We start from the raw sequence: 18137 nt of genomic DNA, 5'->3' as shown, positions 1-18137 counted from the left end.
CTACGACGAAGCGGCCGCATGGCCCACATACACCGAACAAGCCACTGCTGCTTGACCTCCAAGCCCCTGGGATGTCTTTATTCGAATCCGCACCCCTTGCAGGGCTACGAAACGGGTGCGGATCCGAACAAGGGGTGCGGCTGGATCGGTCGCGGGGAGGTTGCGAGAATGTCCGGCGTGACTCCCGACGAGGTGCGGCGGACCCGGTTCGGCCGGGCGCCGTTCGGTCAGCGCGGCTACGACGTCGCGGCGGTGGACGCGTTCCGCGAGCGTGTCGCCCAGGCGTTCCTCGGCCGCACGACGCTGACCGCCGCTCAGATCCGCGACCACGAATTCCCCACGGCGGCACGGGGTCACCGCGGTTACGATCGCGACGAGGTGGACGACTTCCTCGACCGCGCCTGTGTGGCACTGGAATTCGCCCGCCGCGGCCTGACCCCGCGCTCCCCCGGCGCACTCCTGGCCCCGGAAGACGTTCGCGCCCTGCGCTTCTCCCCACCACACCCGAACCGACCGGGTTACGCCGCGGACGAGGTGGACGTCTTCCTCGACCACGTCACCACCACGCTGGCCCACACCGGCCCCGCCAGCCTCACCAGCCGCGAACTGGACAGCGTCCGATTCGGCCTGGCCCACCCGGGTTCGGCCGCCTACGGCATCGAGGAAGTCGATTCGTTCGTAGATGTCGTAGCCCGCACACTGCGCGCCGAGGAGGCAACGGCCCGCTGAGGGTGAGTCGTGTCGCCGCCCACTGACGAGGCGACAGCCGGTCGGAAGCCCGTCGCCCGCATAAGGTTACGAGGCAGCGATGGACGGGCGTGGTTCGCTGCGCGCTCGAAGTGACCACGGCCCGCTGAGAGTCGGGCACCAGCCCCCGAACCTCACTCGAAAAGGTCCAGGGTGGGGTGCGATTCGCGCCCCCGCACCTCGATCGATCCGAACACCAGATCCGGCGGCGGGACCAGGCCCAGATGTTCCCAGGCCGCGGCCGTCGCGACTCGGCCGCGCGGGGTCCGGGCGATCATGCCCGCGCGGACGAGGAACGGTTCGCACACCTCCTCGACCGTGGTGGCCTCCTCGCCGACCGCGACCGCGAGCGTCGATACGCCGACCGGGCCGCCACCGAAGCTGCGGACCAGCGCGGCGAGCACCGCGCGGTCGAGGCGGTCCAGGCCGAGGCCGTCGACGTCGTAGACGGCGAGGGCGGCTCCGGCGACCTCCCGGGTGACGATGCCGTCGGCGCGGACCTCGGCGTAGTCCCGCACGCGGCGCAGCAGGCGATTGGCGATGCGCGGGGTGCCGCGGGAGCGTCCGGCGATCTCGGCCGCGGCGTCGTCCTCGAGGGTGACGCCGAGGATGCGGGCCGAGCGGTGCAGAATGCGTTGCAGCTCATCGGGTTCGTAGAAGTCCATGTGCCCGGTGAAGCCGAAGCGGTCGCGCAGCGGGCCGGTGAGCGCACCCGACCGGGTGGTCGCCCCGACCAGGGTGAACGGCGCGATGTCCAACGGAATCGAGGTCGCCCCGGGGCCCTTGCCGACCACCACATCGACCCGGAAGTCCTCCATCGCCAGGTACAGCATCTCCTCGGCGGGCCGGGCCATGCGGTGGATCTCGTCGATGAACAGCACATCGCCCTCGACGAGATTGCTGAGCATGGCCGCGAGATCGCCCGCCCGCTCCAGCGCGGGGCCGGAGGTGATGCGCAGCGCGGACCCGAGTTCGGCGGCGATGATCATGGCCATACTCGTCTTGCCCAGGCCGGGCGGCCCGGACAGCAGCACGTGGTCGGGGGTGCCGCCGCGCTGTTTCGCGCCGCGCAGCACGAGCGCGAGCTGTTCGCGCACGCGGGGCTGACCGATGAAGTCGTCCAGCGATTTCGGCCGCAGGCTCGCCTCGATCTCGCCGTCGGAGCGCAGATAACTTGGGCTGACGGTGGATTCGGGCTCGTCGGGGAACTCGTCGCTCATCCGCCGTTACCGGTTCTTGCCCAGCAGGCCCAGCGCCGCGCGCAGCGCCTTGGACGTGTCGAGGTCGGGTTGCTCGGCGAGCACGCCGTCGACGGCGGGTTCGGCCTGTTTGGCGGGGAAGCCCAGTCCGATGAGCGCCTCGATGACCTGATCGCGCACCGGGGTGACGATCGGGGCGGGCCCCGCGCCGGACGGACCCGATTGCACCGGAACGAGATTGACCTTGTCGCGCAGTTCGACCACCATGCGCTCGGCCCCGCGTTTGCCGATGCCGGGGACGCGGGTGAGCGCGGCGACATTGCTCTCGGCGAGCGCCTTGCGCAGGGCCTCGGGTTCGAGCACCGCGAGCACGGCCATGGCCAGCCGCGGGCCGACTCCCGACACGGTCTGCAACAGGCCGAACAGCTCGCGCGCCTCGGTGTCGGCGAAGCCGTAGAGGGTCATCGAGTCCTCGCGCACGATCATCGCCGTGTACAGCCGCGCCTCCTCGCCGCGGGTGAGGGCGGCCAGCGTGGAGGGGGTGGCGTTGAGCCGGTAGCCGACGCCCGCGGCCTCGAGCACCGCGTGGTCGAGCCCGATCTCGAGCACCTCACCGCGTACCGACGCGATCATTTCGTCACCGCCTTCCGTTGCTGGGCAAGCCGTTCCGCGTAGCGTCGCCGCTGTTCGGCGGCGAGCTCCTCCGCGCGGGCCATGCGGTCGAGCATCGGCGCCCGCCAGCAGTGACAGATCGCCAGCGCGAGCGCGTCGGCGGCGTCGGCCGGTTTGGGCGCCGTGGCCAGGCCCAGGATACGGGTGACCATCGCGGTCACCTGAGCCTTGTCCGCGGACCCGTTCCCGGTGACCGCCGCCTTGACCTGACTGGGCGTGTGGAAGTGAACCGGGATTCCGCGCCGCGCGGCGGCCAGCGCCACCACTCCCCCGGCCTGCGCGGTGCCCATCGCGGTCCGCACATTGTGCTGGGCGAAGACCCGTTCGACGGCGACGGCCTCGGGCCGATGGGTGTCCATCCACTCCTCGGCCGCGTCGGCCACCCCCAGCAACCGCTGCGCCAGATCCATCTCCGCCGGGGTGCGGACCACGTCGACGGCCACGGCGGTCACCTGCCGCCCGACCCCACCGTCGACGATGCTGATCCCGCACCGGGTGAGCCCCGGGTCGACACCCATCACCCGCACGAAAGCACCCCTCCGAGTCGCGAACAGTTGTTCGAAGTCTAACGGCCCGAGCCGCCCACCTCGGCCACCGACACGGTATGGGCTGTCCGCCCGGCACATTCGCTCCGGCCAGCGGAACATGCCCACCGCGGTGGTCGCCAGTGTGCCGGGGGCCGCGTTCGAGGGGTTGACCGTGGACACGGCAGGGCGGGCGTATATCGCCCGAATCCATGGTCGGCGGGTCGAATCGCCTGGCCGCCGCTCGAATCCGATGGCCGGCGGGCCGATTCGCGCTACCCGCGCTGGGTGGCCGGGTGGTTGGCGGGGAGGCCGAGGAGGGTGGGGTCGGCGGCGCGGCGGGCCCATTCGGCGCCGGGGTCGCTCACCAGGCGGCGGGTGCGGAGGTCCATCAGGCCGCTGAGGTGGTCCACGGTGGCGGACAGTTCGCCGTCGGCGCGGGTGAGGACGTGCTCTACGCGAAAGGTCTTGCCTGGGGACCAGATCCACGAGCAGGTGACGTCGACGCTGTCGCCCGCGCGGAGTTCGCGGTGGTAGCGGATGGTCGTCTCCAGATTGACGGGGCCGAAGCCGTCGGCGAGCAGGTCGTCCACCGAAATGCCCGCGGCCTGAACACATTCGAACCGGGCGTGGTCGGCGTACTGCTGATAGGCGGATCCGGTGACATGCAGTTGGGGATCGACGTCGGAGATCCGCACATCGATCCGGAGCGAAAAGGGTTCTTGCGTAAGCGCCACCGCCACACTCTGGCAGACGGCACCGACAAGTTCGCCTCAGCGCAGGTGAGCGGCGAAGGCGTCGTAGGCGTCGGCGGAGAACAGCACGAAGCGGATCTGCTCGACCGCGGTGTCGGCGGCGCGCGCGGTCTCGATCGCCAGCCGTGCCCCGTCGTCCATCGGCCACCCGTACACGCCGGTGGACACGGCCGGGAACGCGACGGTCCGCGCCCCCAATTCGTCCGCCACCCGCAAGGATTCGCGATAACACGAGGCGAGCAGCGCGGACCGGTCCTCGCGTGCGGAGTACACCGGCCCGACGGTGTGAATCACCCAGCGGGCGGGCAGCTTTCCCGCCGGTGTGGCCACGGCCTTCCCGGTGGGCAGCCCGTCGGGATATTCGGTTGCCCGCAGTTCCCGGCAGGCGGCCAGAATCTCCGGCCCACCCTTGCGATGGATCGCCCCGTCCACCCCGCCCCCGCCGAGCAGGGTCGAATTCGCCGCGTTGACCACCGCGTCCACCTCCTGTTCGGTGATGTCGCCGCGGACCAGTACGAGTTCGGCCATGCCCCCATTGTGCCGATGCCGGGAAGTCGCGGACCGGTCCCCTACGGTGAGTCCATGGCCTGGATTCTGCTGATCGTGTCGGGATTCATGGAAACGGTGTGGGCCGTCGCGCTCGAGAAGTCACACGCGTTCACCAAACCGGTCCCCAGCGTGGTGTTCGCGATCGCGCTGACCCTGAGCATGGTCGGCCTCGGCCTGGCGTTGCGCGAGATCCCCGTGGGCACCGGCTACGCGGTGTGGGTCGGCATCGGCGCGGTGGGCACGGCCCTGATCGGCATGATCTGGCTCGGCGAGTCGACCAGCGTGCCGCGGATCGGCTGCCTGCTGCTGATCATCGCGGGCGTGATCGGACTGAAGATCTTTCGGTGATCATCCGGTGTAGGTTCGCGCTCGTGCGCGGTATCTCCCTGGAAGTGGATCGCTGGCGTGAGCGGTTGCGGACCAATCTGTGGTTCGTGCCCACGCTGGAAGTGCTGGTGGCGGTGGCGTTGTTCGCGGTCACACTCGGGCTGGACCGCTACGCCTTCAACCACCACTACGACATGCCCGGCTGGGTGCTCGGCGGGACGCCCGACGCCGCGCGGCAGGTGCTCACCGCCATCGCTGCCGCCGACATCACCGTGGTCGGGGTGGTCTTCTCGATCACGATCGTGGCGTTGACCCTCGCCTCGACCCAGTTCGGTCCGCGCATGTTGCGCAACTTCATTCGCGATCGGGGCACCCAGCTCACCCTCGGTACCTTTGTGGCGACCTTCGTCTACGCGGTGGCGGCGCTGGTGGCCATCGGGCCGGAGTTCGTGCCGCACATCTGCGCGACGGTGTCGATCGCCTCGCTGGTGGTCGATCTGGCGATGTTGATCTACTTCATCAATCACATCGCCGGGCAGATCCAACTGCCCAATGTGATCGCCGATATCGCCTGCGAGGTGAATTCGGCGGTCGCGGCGAATCAGGACACCACGCCCCCGGTGACCGAGCGCGGCCCGTCGGTGGAGCAGATCCGCGCGCGGCTCGCCGAATCCGGCGGCGAGGTGCGCACCACGAGCAGCGGCTATCTGCAATACATCCGCTACGAGCAGTTGGTCCGGCTGGCGGCCGAGGAGAACGCGGTCATCCATCTGCCGTACCGGCCCGGTCATTTCCTCACCGAGGGTCAGGTGGTGGCGACGGTGTGGCCCGCGGACGCGGCCGAACGGATCGGTGATCGCTTCGCCCACGGCCACGTCACCGGCGCGATGCGGACCCTCGTGCAGGACGTGTCGTTCGGCATCGATCAGATCGTGGAGATCGGGTTGCGCGCGATGGCCACCACCACCAATGACACGTTCACGGTGTTGACCTGCGTGGACTGGTTGGGCGACTGCCTGTCTCGCATCGCGGCGTCGTGGCGGCCCGATCCGGTGCGCCGCGACCGCGACGGCTACGTCCGGGTGATCGCGACCCAGGTCACCTACGAGCGGCTGGTGCAGCGCGCGTTCGAGAAGATCCGCCAATCCGGCCGCGGCGCACCGGCGATCATGATCCGCCAGCTCGACGCCCTAACCCAGATCGCCGACCGCACCACCGACCCGGACCGCCGCCGCGTCGTCCTCGAACAGGCCGCGATGATCGAGCGTGCCGTCCCCGAGATCCCCGAACCCGCCGACCGCGAGGACGTCCTGCGCCGCTGCCGCGCCTTCCACGAGGATTTCGCCCGGGGTTGAATCGTGGTGTGCCGCTCGGGGTTTCGAATTCCGGTGGGAGCAGGCGGATGCGGACCCGAGCGGGAGAAAGGCGAGGGGCGCGAGCCCGTCACCCCGTCTTCGACCGCAGCCGCGCCGCGACCAGAGCGCCGATGCGATCCCAGGCCGGGGACGAGGCGGTGGGCGCCTCGGCCGCCAGCCGAGCCAGGCGCGGATCGCCGGGCGGGCCGGATTCGGTGCCGTGCCGGGTGGACCACGCGAGGGTGCGATCGGCGAGTTCGGGCAGCCTGGGGTCGTCGGGCGACCAGTCGAAGGCCGCATCGTGGTCGCGGTAGAGGGCACGGAATTCCGGATCTTCCAGCGCGATCAGCTTGTCGGACAACCACTTTCGCGCCTCGGCGGGCGCGGTGGCCTGCATCAGGATCCAGCCGTCGCGCTCGGCGGCGATGGTGCGCTCGCTGATGCCCAACTCCCGCAACCGATCCAGATAGTCGGCGACCTCCGCGGACACGAACAGCCTTGTGCCACCGCGTAATTGGGCCACCCGTTCGCGGCTGCGCCGCAGTTCTCGGATGCGGCGGCGCAGATCGTCGTCGATTTGGTCGATCGCCGCGGCGAATTCGTCCGGTCCGGCGTCGAGCAACTCACCCACCCGGGCCAGCGGCACCCCGGCCTCGGCGAGGGTGCGGATCTTGACCAGGGTGACGGCCTCCGCCGCGCCGTAGCGGCGGTAGCCGGACGCGTCGCGTTCGGGTTCGGGGAGCAGGCCGCGCTCGTGGTAGTGCCGGATGGTCTTGATGGTCACCCCGGCGTAGGCGGCGAGCTGGCCGATGGTGATCACGTCGCATTCCTCTCGTTCGCGCGGTCAGGCCGGGACGCGGCGGCTCATGCGGCCGCCCGCGCAGCGCAGTGCCGCGGCCGAGGCGTCGCCGCCGTGGTAGGAGATCAGCAGCTGGCGTGAGTATCCCGCGAGGGCCGCCGGGGGCATTCCGGCGGGGGCGAAGACGTCGGGCCCGACGGGCACGTAGCGCTGGGGCGGGGCGTCGAGGAAGCCGCCCGCGAAGGCGGTGAAGATCCGTTCCTGATCCGCGTCCGACGGCTCGTAGGTGATCGTCTCCTCCAGCTGGCCGTCCACCTCCCGCACCTCGACGCGCAACTGATTCGATCGGTAGACGCCCACGTAGCGGGACAGATCGGTCACCGCGCCCGGGTCGGCGACCGGCACCGGAACCTCGGCCCCGAACCGTTCGCGCACGAGCCACAGCAGGATCCGATCGTGCAAATCCAGTGCGCGCGGGTCGTTTCCGAACGCGGCGAAGACCAGATCGTGCTCGGGCGCGACGATCAGCACGGCGACCCCGCCCGCCGAGGACCCCGAATGCGACAGCAGGGTGAGATCCCCGAAGGACATGAGCAGCCAGCCCAGCCCGACCGGGGTGATGTGCGGGGTCGTGGTCGCCCGCTCGGCCATGCGGGCGACCGATTCCGCGCTCAGCACCCGCGTGCCGGTCGGCGCGACGCCCCCGGCGAGGTGGGTCCGCCCGAAGGCCAGAAGATCGTCGATCGTCGCGGTCACCGACGCGCCCGCCGGGGCCCAGGTGTCGGGAAGTTTGAACAACGCGGTGCGCCGGGCCCGTCCCGTCTCCGTATCCGGGAAGTGCCCGACCGCGGTGTCGCGCAGAATCGCCTGCTCGGCGCTGGTGCAGGCGCCCGTCATGCCGATCGGATCGAACAACTCCCGGTGCAGCAGGTCGTGATAGGACGTCCCGGTGACGGCCTCGAGCACGCGGCCCGCGACGATCATGCCGCCATTGGAGTAACTGGTGTGCTCCCCCGGCTCGAACAGCGCGCCCACCGCACCGGGCAGTCCGTCGACGAAGGTCCGCACCGCGCCCGGGCCCTCGCCGGACGGGAAGTACAGGTCGGCGTCGATGCCGTTGGTGTGGGTGAGCAGGTGGCGGATCGTAATGCGTTCGGCCACACCGGGAGTCGCGAGGTCGAACTCCGGCAGGTACGTGCGCACGGGCGCGTCGAGGTCGATTGTGCCGCGCTCGACCTGCCGCAGGACCAAGGTGGTGGTGAGCATCTTGGTGATCGAGCCGATGAGGAAGCCGGTGTCGGCGCGCATGGGTGCGGCGGTGGCGACATTGGCGATTCCGTGGGCCACGACGACCCGGTCCTCGCCGTGGTGGACGCCCGCGACGTAGCCGGGGACGCCGGTGGTGGCGCAGAATTCGGCGATCTGGCCACGGAGCTGGTCGCCAATCGTGCTGTGGGACATGGGTTTTCCTCTCGGAGGTGATTCCGGTCCGGTGGGTTTCTCCGGCCCACAGCTATCGTGCAACCCTGCCCTTGGGGCAGGGTCAAGAGCGAACGGGGCGGGCCGAGAGCGGCCTCACCGAACTCGGAGCCCCCTCACAGCTGATCTCGAGGAACACCATCGATGATTGCCGCCGTGTTCCCTGCGCTGACGGATGTGCCGACGACACCACCGACGCCGAGCGTGGCCCCTCCCCCGCCGCCGCATCTGCCCTCGGCGAATCTGAATCCGTACGGCGGCTTCCATCGCGGGCTGTCGTTGCTGCACGGCTGGCTTCCGCTCACCATCGAACTGATCGCGGTCGCGTTGCTGATCGTGGCCGTGGCCCGGTTCACCCGGCGCTGGTGGCTCGTCCGGGTGCCGACCTCCGTGGGCGTGGCGGTGGCCGCCGCGGTGGGCGGCTGGCTGTATCTGACCGATGAGGGCCTGGCGTCGGATCCCGCGCCGCTGCTGCTGTGGGTGGCGGTCGCGGCGCTGGCCGGGGCGCTCGCGGTCGCGGTGCTCGGCTGGCCGGGCGGCCGCTGGTGGCAGCGCGCGGCGGCGATTCTGGCCGTGCCGATGGCGCTGCTCAGCACCGGCGTGGTGCTCAACCAGTGGGTCGGCTACTACCCGACCGTGCAGTCGGCGTGGAGCGCGCTCACCGCCGGGCCGCTGCCCCACCAGACCGACCTCGCCGACCTGCCCGGCCTGCGCGGCAAGCCGAGGACCACGGGAGTCGTTGTGCCCGTGCACATTCCGGACACCGCCAGCGGATTCAAGCATCGCACCGAATACGTGTACCTGCCGCCCGCGTGGTTCGCCGGGGACAAACCCCCGGCCCTGCCCGTGGTGACGATGATCGCGGGCGAGTTCAACACCCCGGCCGACTGGTTGCGCAGCGGGCAGATCATGCCCAGCATCGACAAGTTCACCGCAGCCAACGACGGCCGCGCCCCGATCCTGGTGTTCGTCGACTCCAGCGGCAGCTTCAACAACGACACCGAATGCGTGAACGGCCCGCGCGGCGACGCCGCCGACCACCTCACGAAAGACGTTCCGCCGTATGTGGAATCGACGTTCGGCGCGTCGGCCGACCCCGCGAACTGGGCGGTCATCGGCTGGTCCATGGGCGGCACCTGCGCGATCGATCTGACCGTCACACACCCGGAGCTGTTCCACACCTTCGTCGACATCGCCGGTGACCTGAGCCCCGCCTCGGGCACCAAGGAGCAGACCATTCGCCGCCTCTACGGCGGTGACGCCGCCGCCTGGGACCGCTTCGACCCCCTGACCGTCATGGACCACCACGGCCCCTACACTGGCGTCGCGGGCCTGTTCGACGACCTCACCCCGCCCCCACGCCAGGGAAACCGCGGCGGCGCAGGGCAATTCGCGCGTCCGAAGGTGGACGAGGATCAGATCGGCCTCGGCGGACAGGACGCGGGCGGCGACACCGGCGAGATCGGGGCCGCCGAGAAACTCTGCGCGAAGGGCCGCGACCTCGGCATCGACTGCACGATCCACACGACGCAGGGCGGCCACACCTGGCAGTTCGCCTCGGCCGCGTTCGAGTCCTCGTTCCCGTGGATCACCGCCCGGGTGGGGCTACCCGTCCTGGAATCGCGCTGAATACAACCCTTCTGACCTTCGGCTCGGCGTTCTAGGGTCGCTCGGCGAATCGACGCCGAAGGGAAGGGCGCCATGTCGCTACTGGAGACCGCGCCGAATCCGGCGGCCACCACGAAGGATTCGGACGAACGCCTCGCACCCGTCGCCACCCGATCGGCCGTCGTGGCGAGCCTGATCGGCACCACCGTCGAGTGGTACGACTTCTTCCTCTACGCCACCGCCGCGGGCCTCGTGTTCGGCAAGCTATTCTACCCGGATACCAGCGCGTTCGTCGGCACCATGCTGTCGTTCGCGACGTTCGCGGTCGGCTTCGTCATGCGGCCCGTGGGCGGGCTGGTGTTCGGCCACATCGGCGACCGCATCGGCCGCAAGCGCACGCTCGCGCTCACCATGGCGATCATGGGCGGCTCGACCGCGCTGATGGGCGTGCTGCCCACGACCGCCGCCATCGGCGTCGCCGCGCCGATCCTGCTGCTGGGTCTGCGGATGCTGCAAGGCTTCGCGCTCGGCGGCGAATGGGCGGGCGCGGTGCTGCTGGCCGTCGAGCACAGCCCGCGGCGGCGGGTCGGACTGTTCGGGAGCTGCCCGCAGATCGGGCTGGCGCTCGGGCTCGCGCTGGGCACCGGGGTGTTCGCGCTGCTGCGCTCGACGCTCAGCGACGCCGCGTTCCTCGGCTACGGGTGGCGAATCGCGTTCGGCGCCAGCGTGATTCTGGTCGCGATCGGGCTGCTGGTGCGGTTGCGGATCGACGAAACCCCGGCCTTCCGAGAACTCGACCGGCTGGAACGGATCTCGAAAGTGCCGGTGCTGCACCTGTTCCGGAGCGCGAGGACGCGGCGCAACACCATTCTGGGACTGTTGTCGCGCTGGGGTGAGGGCGCGGCGTTCAACACCTGGGGCGTGTTCGCGATCAGCTTCGCGACCGGGCATCTGGGGCTGCGGCAGGTGCCGGTGCTGGTCGCGGTGACGCTCGCGGCGCTCACCATGGCCGCGCTGATCCCGGTGTCGGGGGCGCTGACCGACCGGTTCGGGCCGCGGCGGGTGTACATCGCGGGGATCGCCGCCTACGGGCTGCTGGTGTATCCGGTGTTCGCGCTGTTCGAGACGCGGCACATCGTGGTGTTCACCGTCGCGATGATCGCGGTGTTCGGCGTCGCGCACGCTACGTTCTACGGCGCGCAGGGCACGTTGTACGCCGGCCTGTTCCCGCCCGAGGTGCGCTACACCGGGCTGTCGTTCGTGTATCAGGTCTCGGGCGTGTACGCCTCGGGCATCACGCCGATGGTCGTCACCGCGCTCATCGCCGCGGCGGGCGGCACGCCGTGGCTGGCGTGCGGGTACCTGGTCGCGACGGCCGTGGTGAGCGTGATCGCCACCCTGTTCATCGCCGAGGACGACCGGCTCACGGCCTGAATCTTGTTGACCGACAACCGGTTTCGCGGCCGGTCACGGGGGACCGGCTTGCCCGGTCCCCCGTTCGTCATTCGAGCCGAGGGACCGGCCGCCCCGGATCACGCGTCGAGTTCCGCGAGGATCTCGTCGGAGACGTCGACGTTGGTGTAGACGTTCTGCACGTCGTCGCAGTCCTCGAGGGCGTCGACGAGTTTGAACACCTTGCGCGCGCCCTCGGCGTCGACCGCGACCGTGGTGGACGGCTGGAAGCCGGATTCGGCCGAGTCGTAATCGATTCCGGCCTGCTGCAACGCCGTGCGGACCGCGACCAGATCACCCGGTTCGCTGATGACCTCGAACGCGTCGCCCAAGTCGTTGACCTCCTCGGCGCCCGCGTCGAGCACGGCGACGAGCACGTCGTCCTCGGTCTGGCCGTTCTTCTCGAGCGTCACCACGCCCTTGCGGCTGAACAGGTACGCCACCGAACCCGGGTCGGCCATATTGCCGCCGTTGCGGGTCATGGCGACGCGAACCTCACCGGCGGCGCGGTTGCGATTGTCGGTGAGGCATTCGACGAGCACGGCGACACCGTTCGGGCCGTAGCCCTCGTACATGATGGTCTGCCAGTCGGCGCCGCCCGCCTCCTCACCGCCGCCGCGCTTGCGCGCGCGCTCGATGTTGTCCAGCGGGACGGAGTTCTTGCGAGCCTTCTGAATGGCGTCGTACAGCGTCGGGTTGCCATCCGGGTCACCGCCACCCGTGCGGGCCGCCACCTCGATGTTCTTGATCAGCTTGGCGAACAACTTGCCGCGCTTGGCGTCGAGGGCAGCCTTCTTGTGCTTGGTGGTGGCCCATTTGGAGTGGCCGCTCATTCCCTACTTCCTTCAGTCGGTTCTCGAGGTGCGGGCAGACAACTTCGCCAGTCTACTGCCCGACCAGCTGTCACTTGTCGGCCGGAACGGCCGCTCGTACGGAGTCCACGAACATCCGGTGCACCCGCAGGTCGCCGGTCACCTCGGGATGGAACGACGTGGCCAGCACCCGGCCCTGCCGCACCGCGACGATCCGGCCCTGGGCCGGACCGGACGGTACCCGAGCCAGCACCTCCACGTCGTCGCCGACACGCTCCACCCACGGCGCCCGGATGAACACCGCGCGCACCTGCCCGTCGTCGATGCCGCTGAAGTCCAGATCGGTCTCGAACGAGTCGACCTGACGGCCGAAGGCGTTGCGCCGCACGGTCATATCGATGCCCGACAGCGAGCGGGCGTCCGGCCGGGTGTCGAGCACCTCGCTGGCCAGCAGGATCATCCCCGCGCACGATCCGAAGGCGGGCATCCCGTCGCGCAGCCGGGCGCGCAGCGGTTCGAGCAAGCCGAACACCTCGAGCAGTTTGCTGATCGCGGTGGACTCGCCCCCGGGCAGTACCAGCCCGTCGACGGCGGCGAGCTCGGACTCGCGCCGCACGCTCACCGGCTCGGCCCCGCATTCGGACAGCGCGCGGAAATGCTCGCGGACATCGCCCTGCAACGCCAGCACACCAATGGTCGGTCTCACGAATCGAGCATACGAGTCACGCCGGGCGGGCCCGTCAGCCCTCCCGCAACGTGCGCGTCAGCCCCTCCTGCACGACGGCGGCGACCAGCTGGCCGCGCTGGTCGAAGATGCGGCCGCCGGTGAGGGCGCGGCCGAAGCCCGCCGAGGGGGAGTTCTGGTCGTAGAGGAGCCATTCGTCGGCGCGGAACGGGCGCAGGAACCACATGGCGTGGTCGAGGGAGGCGTCCTGGGTGGGTTCGCCGGGGTGGGTGACCTTCGAGGAGCCGAGCAGGGTCATATCGCTCATGTAGGCGAGGGTGCAGACGTGGAACAGCGGGTCGTCGGGCAGCGCGTGCCGGTAGCGGAACCACACCTGCTGCTGGGAGGCGAGGCCGTCGCGACGGGAGACCCGGTCCTGCGGGATCGTGCGGATGTCCCAGTGCTCCCATTCCCGCATCCGCCACAGCCGCTCCGGGCTCAGCTCGGTCTTGGCGTCCGGAAGTTCTTCCGGCAGCGGCACTTTCGGCATCTCGTCCTGATGAGTGGGTCCGTCGTCGCCGACGTGGAAGGACGCCGACATGGTGAATATCGCCTCGCCCTCCTGCACACCCGTCACCCGCCGGGTCGTGAAGGATCGGCCGTCGCGGATGCGCTCGACCAGATAGACGGTCGGCTCCGTCGGATTGCCGGGCCGCAGGAAGTAGCCGTGCAGCGAGTGCACCTGATACCGCGGTTCGACCGTGCGCACGGCCGCCACCAGCGCCTGTCCGGCAACCTGCCCGCCGAACGTGCGCGGCAGCTGCGTCTTGGTGGACGCGCCGCGGAAGATGTCCCGCTCGAGCCGCTCGATCTCCAGCGCCTCTTCGATCGTCGCCATGAACCGTCCTTCCGGGAATCAACCTGCCCAGGCTAAAGGATGGCGAACCCCCCGCCCGCCCCGACCTGCCCGGATCGGCATGATGGTCGGGTGCCCGCCTTCACCCCGATCACCGCCCCGGCGTTGCTCGACACCCTCGTCGAGCGGGTCGCCGCGCTGCCGGGGCGCGCGGAGCACGGTCCCGCCGCGGAAGCGGATCCAGCCGAAGACGGCCCTGGGCGCGCCGTGGTCGCCATCGACGGGGCCGATGCCGCCGATCCGGTCGAGATGGCGCGGGCGGTGGCCGAGCGGGTGCGGGCGCGGGGGCGGCCGTGTGTGGTGGTGGCGGTGCACGATTTCGTGCGTCCGGCGTCGCTGCGGTTGGAGTTCGGGCGGGACGCGGAGTCGTATCGGGAGGCGTGGTTCGACTATGCGGCGTTGGATCGGGAGGTGTTGCGGGGGTTGCGGGAGCGCGGGCGGTGGTTGCCCGCGCTGTGGGACGAGCGGACCGACCGATCCGCGCGCGCCGCAACGGTTTCCGCCGAACCGGATCTGGTGGTTATCGTGGCGGGGCCGATGCTGCTGGGGCGGGGGCTGGATTTCGATCTGACCGTCGAGCTGCGGCTGTCGGAGGGGGCGTTGCGGCGGGCTACCGATCCGGCCGAATCCTTCACGGTGGAAGCGCTTTTGGCGCATCGCCGCGCGGCCGGGGAGCCCGATCTGCTGGTGGCCTGGGACCATCGCGACCGACCGGCGATCCGGCAGTAGGCTACGGCCGTGAACCAGCCGTACCCGCCGTTTCCGCAGCAGCCGATGCCACCGCAGGGCCCACCGCCGCCCGGTATGCCCCCGCAGGGCCCGCCACCGCAACCCCAGGGCATGCCGCCGCAGCCGCATCCCGGCCCCGGCTTCCCGATCCTGGTCTCCACCATGAACGACGTGCCCGGCCACGAGGTGGTCCGCGTCTTCGGCGAGGTCGCGGGGCTGACCGTGCGCAGCCGCGGCCTCGGCGCCAATCTCTCGGCCGGTTTCCGCGCCCTCGGCGGTGGCGAGATCACCGAGTACACCAACCTGCTCTACCAGTCCCGCCACGAGGCGATCATGCGAATGTGCCACCACGCCATGGGTTTCGGCGCGAACGCGGTCATCGCCATGCGCTTCGACTGCAACGAGATCGCCAACACCATGAGCGAGGTGGCGGCCTACGGCACGGCCATCCTGATCCGCCCGATCCAGCGTCCGGTCGACGCCTCCGGCCCTCACACCGTCGCAACCGGATAACCCTCCGCCCCGAACAGGTCGCGGTCGGCCTCGGGCACCCAACACCCGGCCGCGACATCGGCGTTGTACCCCGCCCGCACATGCGCGACGAGCCCCGCGAGCCCCGGATGCGCATCGACCCCCCACCACAACAACGCGTGCGGATACGCGGGCGTCGGATCCACGACCCGCACCCCACGAATCCCCGGATGCAGCGGCGTACGAAACCCCGTGCCGGTGAACGTCGTCAGCGCCCGCGACGCCGCGACCCGCTCGAGCACCGCGTCGATCGACTCGGGCTGCCCCCCGGTCTCCACGGTGATCCCCGCGAATTCACTCAACTCCCGGTAGAAGTCCGCCCACTCCGACGGCACCGCCGCCCCCGGCACCCACGCCGGATACGCACTGGCCTCCGCCAACGACACCTCCACCCGTCCAGCGAGCGGATGCCCCTTCCCGACCAGCAGTTGTAACGGCTCCAAATACGCTGGCGCACAACAAATCTCATCCGGCAGCGATCGAGGCCCCCCGAACCGCCGAGCAAACGCCGCATCCACCCGCCCCGCCACCAAAGCATCCCGCGAGGTATCCCGCACGCTCGACAACACGATCTCCACCTCGACCCCCGGATGCCGATCGAGGTAATACCGCATCAAATCCGCAGCCGCATCCCGCTCCCCCAACAACGCCACCCGCAACGGCCGCCCCCGCACCGCCCCCACCGCCTCATCGGCAACGGTCAACAGCGACCGCGCATACGGCAGAAACCGCCGCCCGGCCGCCGTGGCCACCACGCCGCGAGGCCCTCGCTCCACCACCACGACCCCGAGCTGATTCTCCAACTTGACGATCCGCTTCGACACCGCCTGCTGCGTGATGCCCAAAACATCAGCGGCATAACCGAATTGGCCCTCGTCGAGCACGGTGAGGAAGGCCCGCACCGCCGCGAGGTCGAGATCGGTCATGACACCACCCGCTCCATGGACTTCCGAACACGTTCCGAATATCATAGGGCCATGGGCATCGCAGCAGACCTCCCCGCGGCGACGCGGCGCTCCTCGGATTTGAGCAAGCACTCCGCCGAGGTCTTCGCCGAAGCCGAGCGCCACCCCGTGACGGTGACCCGACGCGATGGCGAGGCGCTGGTGCTGATGTCGCAGCGCGAGGCCGAAGCTCGCTCGCGCCTGCTGAAGTTCGCCGCACAGCTCATCACCGTCGCCCTCGACGACAGCGGCTCGCTCGCCGAGCGCATGTCCAAAACGTTCCCTTGGATGCTCGCACTGTCGCCGACGGACCGGGCGTCCTGCGCACAGGATTTGGTGGACGCCGCACGCGCCTCGTTCTCCACCGGCCAACCGCATCTCGCAATCGCCGAGCTGACGTCCTGGAAGGAGACTGCCACGGCTATCGCCGCCGGGCTCGGCAGCGCCGACCTCGAATGGCTCGACGACACCGAGACCGTGGAGCGCCCGTAGTCGTGGCGGCCGCCAAGAAGGGAGAGCTCGTCCCCCGCCCGCCGAAGCGGACCGAGTACGAGATCCGCTTCGCCACCACCCACGCCCGCAAGGGGTGGCGGGATCTCGTCGCGACGATCCGCAACCCCATGACGGACTGCTGGGACTTCCTCACGCGAACCCCGTTGTCCACGACTCCGACGAACTACCAGCTGAAAGGCGAACTCGGCGTCATCGAGCGAGGTGGTGCGACTTACCAACGCTGGCAGCACAAGCCGACAGCCCAGGGCACCGCCCGCATCTGGTTCTACGTCCGCGAACACACGGTCTTCCTCGAACAGGTGCACACCTGCCACCCGAACGAGACGAAATGACGCCCGGAACCGCCTCACATGCCAGCGTCACCACCCGCGCTCGGCGAGCCGGTGCGGCTCGGGAATCTCCTCCACATTGATTCCGACCATGGCCTCGCCCAACCCGCGCGACACCTTCGCCAACACATCCGGGTCGTCATAGAACGTCGTGGCCTTGACGATCGCCGCCGCACGCTGGGCCGGGTTGCCGGACTTGAAGATGCCGGAGCCGACGAAGACGCCCTCTGCCCCGAGCTGCATCATCATGGCCGCGTCGGCGGGGGTGGCGATGCCGCCCGCGGTGAACAGGACGACGGGGAGTTTGCCGGTCTCGGCGATCTCGCGGACCAGGTCGTAGGGGGCCTGGAGTTCCTTGGCGGCGACGTAGAGTTCGTCCTCGGGCAGGGACTGGAGTTTGCGGATCTCGTCGCGGATCTTGCGCATGTGGGTGGTGGCGTTGGAGACGTCGCCGGTGCCGGCCTCGCCCTTGGAGCGAATCATGGCCGCGCCCTCGGTGATTCGGCGCAGGGCCTCGCCGAGGTTGGTCGCGCCGCATACGAACGGGACGGTGAACTGCCACTTGTCGATGTGGTGCTCGTAGTCGGCGGGGGTCAGCACCTCGGACTCGTCGATGTAGTCGACGCCGAGGCTCTGCAACACCTGCGCCTCCACGAAGTGCCCGATGCGGGCCTTGGCCATGACCGGGATGGAGACGGCCTCGATGATGCCGTCGATGAGGTCCGGATCGCTCATCCGCGCCACGCCGCCCTGCGCCCGGATGTCGGCGGGCACCCGCTCGAGGGCCATGACCGCCACCGCGCCCGCGTCCTCGGCGATCTTGGCCTGCTCGGCGGTGACGACGTCCATGATCACCCCACCCTTGAGCATCTCGGCCATGCCGCGCTTGACGCGGGCGGTGCCGGTCGTCGGGGTGGTTTCGGGCGTAGTCACGGCAAACTCCTGAGTCTCGGCGGAATCGTTGTCGTTCGGAGTCGAACGCCACGATTCTAGGCCGCGGAATCAGGCCACTTCATAGCCAGTCGGACAGCACTGGACTGCTCGCCCCGGGCGGGAGCTATCCGACAGCGTGCCTACAGCGGATCGACGACGAACAGCTGCGCCCAGTAGGTCGCCGCCTCCTGGCCCAGGTAGGGCAGCAGAAAGTCGTACAGCAGATAGGACATCTTCACTGGTAACTCACCTCCAAGGAGTGGGTTTCACCACACCGTGTCCACGACAAACCGAATTCGA

General features: G+C 69.7%; 21 protein-coding genes. 9 read left to right on the top strand and 12 right to left on the bottom strand.

What is annotated here, in order from left to right; translation table 11 throughout:
- The first annotated feature begins 168 nt into the window (after positions 1-168).
- Positions 169-729 (top strand): DivIVA domain-containing protein, encoded by a 561-nt coding sequence (locus tag ACWDSJ_RS36790; protein ID WP_450037439.1) that lies wholly within the window; start codon positions 169-171, stop codon positions 727-729.
- 152 nt (positions 730-881) lie between these two features.
- Here ACWDSJ_RS36790 and ruvB read toward each other — a convergent pair whose 3' ends face one another.
- From ruvB to ACWDSJ_RS36765, 5 genes are all read right to left on the bottom strand, one after another.
- On the bottom strand, positions 882-1967 hold the full coding sequence (ruvB, locus tag ACWDSJ_RS36785) for a Holliday junction branch migration DNA helicase RuvB (RefSeq protein ID WP_450037438.1): 1086 nt from the start codon (positions 1965-1967) through the stop codon (positions 882-884).
- A gap of 6 nt (positions 1968-1973) precedes the next feature.
- Complete coding sequence (ruvA, locus tag ACWDSJ_RS36780) at positions 1974-2579, bottom strand: Holliday junction branch migration protein RuvA (RefSeq protein ID WP_450037436.1); 606 nt, start codon at positions 2577-2579, stop codon at positions 1974-1976.
- Positions 2576-3145 carry a crossover junction endodeoxyribonuclease RuvC gene (ruvC, locus tag ACWDSJ_RS36775; RefSeq protein WP_387356797.1) on the bottom strand — a complete coding sequence of 190 codons (570 nt, stop codon included), beginning with the start codon at positions 3143-3145 and terminating at the stop codon, positions 2576-2578. Before ruvC ends, ruvA begins: the two co-directional genes overlap by 4 nt.
- Positions 3146-3417: 272 nt before the next feature.
- Positions 3418-3879, bottom strand: a complete 462-nt coding sequence (locus tag ACWDSJ_RS36770; RefSeq protein WP_450037434.1) for an acyl-CoA thioesterase — start codon at positions 3877-3879, stop codon at positions 3418-3420.
- 36 nt (positions 3880-3915) lie between these two features.
- Positions 3916-4425: an O-acetyl-ADP-ribose deacetylase gene (locus ACWDSJ_RS36765; protein WP_450037433.1), complete on the bottom strand. Its 510-nt coding sequence runs from the start codon at positions 4423-4425 to the stop codon at positions 3916-3918.
- Positions 4426-4479: 54 nt separating this feature from the next.
- Between ACWDSJ_RS36765 and ACWDSJ_RS36760 the strand changes: the two genes are divergently transcribed.
- A complete protein-coding gene (locus tag ACWDSJ_RS36760; protein ID WP_387356791.1) occupies positions 4480-4794 on the top strand; it encodes a DMT family transporter in 315 nt (104 codons plus the stop codon).
- A 23-nt stretch (positions 4795-4817) separates the two neighbouring features.
- On the top strand, positions 4818-6128 hold the full coding sequence (locus ACWDSJ_RS36755) for a DUF2254 domain-containing protein (protein WP_450037432.1): 1311 nt from the start codon (positions 4818-4820) through the stop codon (positions 6126-6128).
- 88 nt (positions 6129-6216) lie between these two features.
- Here the strand turns inward: ACWDSJ_RS36755 and ACWDSJ_RS36750 are convergent, their stop codons facing one another.
- Both ACWDSJ_RS36750 and ACWDSJ_RS36745 read right to left on the bottom strand, forming a co-directional pair.
- Positions 6217-6948, bottom strand: a complete 732-nt coding sequence (locus tag ACWDSJ_RS36750) for a MerR family transcriptional regulator (protein ID WP_387356787.1) — start codon at positions 6946-6948, stop codon at positions 6217-6219.
- Between the two features lie 24 nt (positions 6949-6972).
- Positions 6973-8388 carry a serine hydrolase domain-containing protein gene (locus tag ACWDSJ_RS36745; RefSeq protein WP_450037431.1) on the bottom strand — a complete coding sequence of 472 codons (1416 nt, stop codon included), beginning with the start codon at positions 8386-8388 and terminating at the stop codon, positions 6973-6975.
- Positions 8389-8583: 195 nt separating this feature from the next.
- On the opposite strand from ACWDSJ_RS36745, the gene ACWDSJ_RS36740 reads away from it, so the two are divergent.
- Both ACWDSJ_RS36740 and ACWDSJ_RS36735 read left to right on the top strand, forming a co-directional pair.
- Positions 8584-10035 (top strand): alpha/beta hydrolase, encoded by a 1452-nt coding sequence (locus ACWDSJ_RS36740; protein WP_450037442.1) that lies wholly within the window; start codon positions 8584-8586, stop codon positions 10033-10035.
- A gap of 72 nt (positions 10036-10107) precedes the next feature.
- On the top strand, positions 10108-11448 hold the full coding sequence (locus ACWDSJ_RS36735) for an MFS transporter (protein ID WP_450037430.1): 1341 nt from the start codon (positions 10108-10110) through the stop codon (positions 11446-11448).
- Positions 11449-11546: 98 nt separating this feature from the next.
- Here ACWDSJ_RS36735 and ACWDSJ_RS36730 read toward each other — a convergent pair whose 3' ends face one another.
- The 3 genes from ACWDSJ_RS36730 to ACWDSJ_RS36720 all read right to left on the bottom strand — a co-directional run bounded on the left by ACWDSJ_RS36730 (position 11547) and on the right by ACWDSJ_RS36720 (position 13840).
- Positions 11547-12299 (bottom strand): YebC/PmpR family DNA-binding transcriptional regulator, encoded by a 753-nt coding sequence (locus ACWDSJ_RS36730; protein ID WP_387356781.1) that lies wholly within the window; start codon positions 12297-12299, stop codon positions 11547-11549.
- 70 nt (positions 12300-12369) lie between these two features.
- Entirely contained in the window at positions 12370-12984 is a 615-nt protein-coding gene (gene pdxT, locus ACWDSJ_RS36725) for a pyridoxal 5'-phosphate synthase glutaminase subunit PdxT (protein ID WP_450037428.1), read from the bottom strand.
- A 34-nt stretch (positions 12985-13018) separates the two neighbouring features.
- On the bottom strand, positions 13019-13840 hold the full coding sequence (locus tag ACWDSJ_RS36720; RefSeq protein ID WP_450037427.1) for an acyl-CoA thioesterase: 822 nt from the start codon (positions 13838-13840) through the stop codon (positions 13019-13021).
- Positions 13841-13930: 90 nt separating this feature from the next.
- Between ACWDSJ_RS36720 and ACWDSJ_RS36715 the strand changes: the two genes are divergently transcribed.
- Both ACWDSJ_RS36715 and ACWDSJ_RS36710 read left to right on the top strand, forming a co-directional pair.
- A complete protein-coding gene (locus tag ACWDSJ_RS36715) occupies positions 13931-14587 on the top strand; it encodes a hypothetical protein (RefSeq protein ID WP_450037425.1) in 657 nt (218 codons plus the stop codon).
- A gap of 9 nt (positions 14588-14596) precedes the next feature.
- Entirely contained in the window at positions 14597-15100 is a 504-nt protein-coding gene (locus tag ACWDSJ_RS36710; protein WP_387356773.1) for a heavy metal-binding domain-containing protein, read from the top strand.
- Here ACWDSJ_RS36710 and ACWDSJ_RS36705 read toward each other — a convergent pair.
- A complete protein-coding gene (locus ACWDSJ_RS36705; RefSeq protein ID WP_450037423.1) occupies positions 15079-16044 on the bottom strand; it encodes a LysR family transcriptional regulator in 966 nt (321 codons plus the stop codon). The genes ACWDSJ_RS36710 and ACWDSJ_RS36705 overlap by 22 nt on opposite strands.
- 51 nt (positions 16045-16095) lie before the next feature.
- Here ACWDSJ_RS36705 and ACWDSJ_RS36700 point away from each other — a divergent pair, with 51 nt between their 5' ends.
- Together ACWDSJ_RS36700 and ACWDSJ_RS36695 are read left to right on the top strand one after the other, a co-directional pair.
- The gene (locus ACWDSJ_RS36700; protein WP_450037421.1) at positions 16096-16554 is read left to right on the top strand and encodes a prevent-host-death protein; all 459 of its coding nucleotides are present in this window, start codon (positions 16096-16098) and stop codon (positions 16552-16554) included.
- Positions 16518-16907: a hypothetical protein gene (locus tag ACWDSJ_RS36695; RefSeq protein ID WP_450037419.1), complete on the top strand. Its 390-nt coding sequence runs from the start codon at positions 16518-16520 to the stop codon at positions 16905-16907. Before ACWDSJ_RS36700 ends, ACWDSJ_RS36695 begins: the two co-directional genes overlap by 37 nt.
- A 27-nt stretch (positions 16908-16934) precedes the next feature.
- Here ACWDSJ_RS36695 and pdxS read toward each other — a convergent pair whose 3' ends face one another.
- Positions 16935-17837 carry a pyridoxal 5'-phosphate synthase lyase subunit PdxS gene (gene pdxS, locus ACWDSJ_RS36690; protein WP_387356769.1) on the bottom strand — a complete coding sequence of 301 codons (903 nt, stop codon included), beginning with the start codon at positions 17835-17837 and terminating at the stop codon, positions 16935-16937.
- Between the last annotated feature and the right edge of the window lie 300 nt (positions 17838-18137).

This window comes from Nocardia sp. NPDC003482 (genome assembly GCF_053588115.1).
This window is presented reverse-complemented; position numbering and strand designations above follow the sequence as displayed.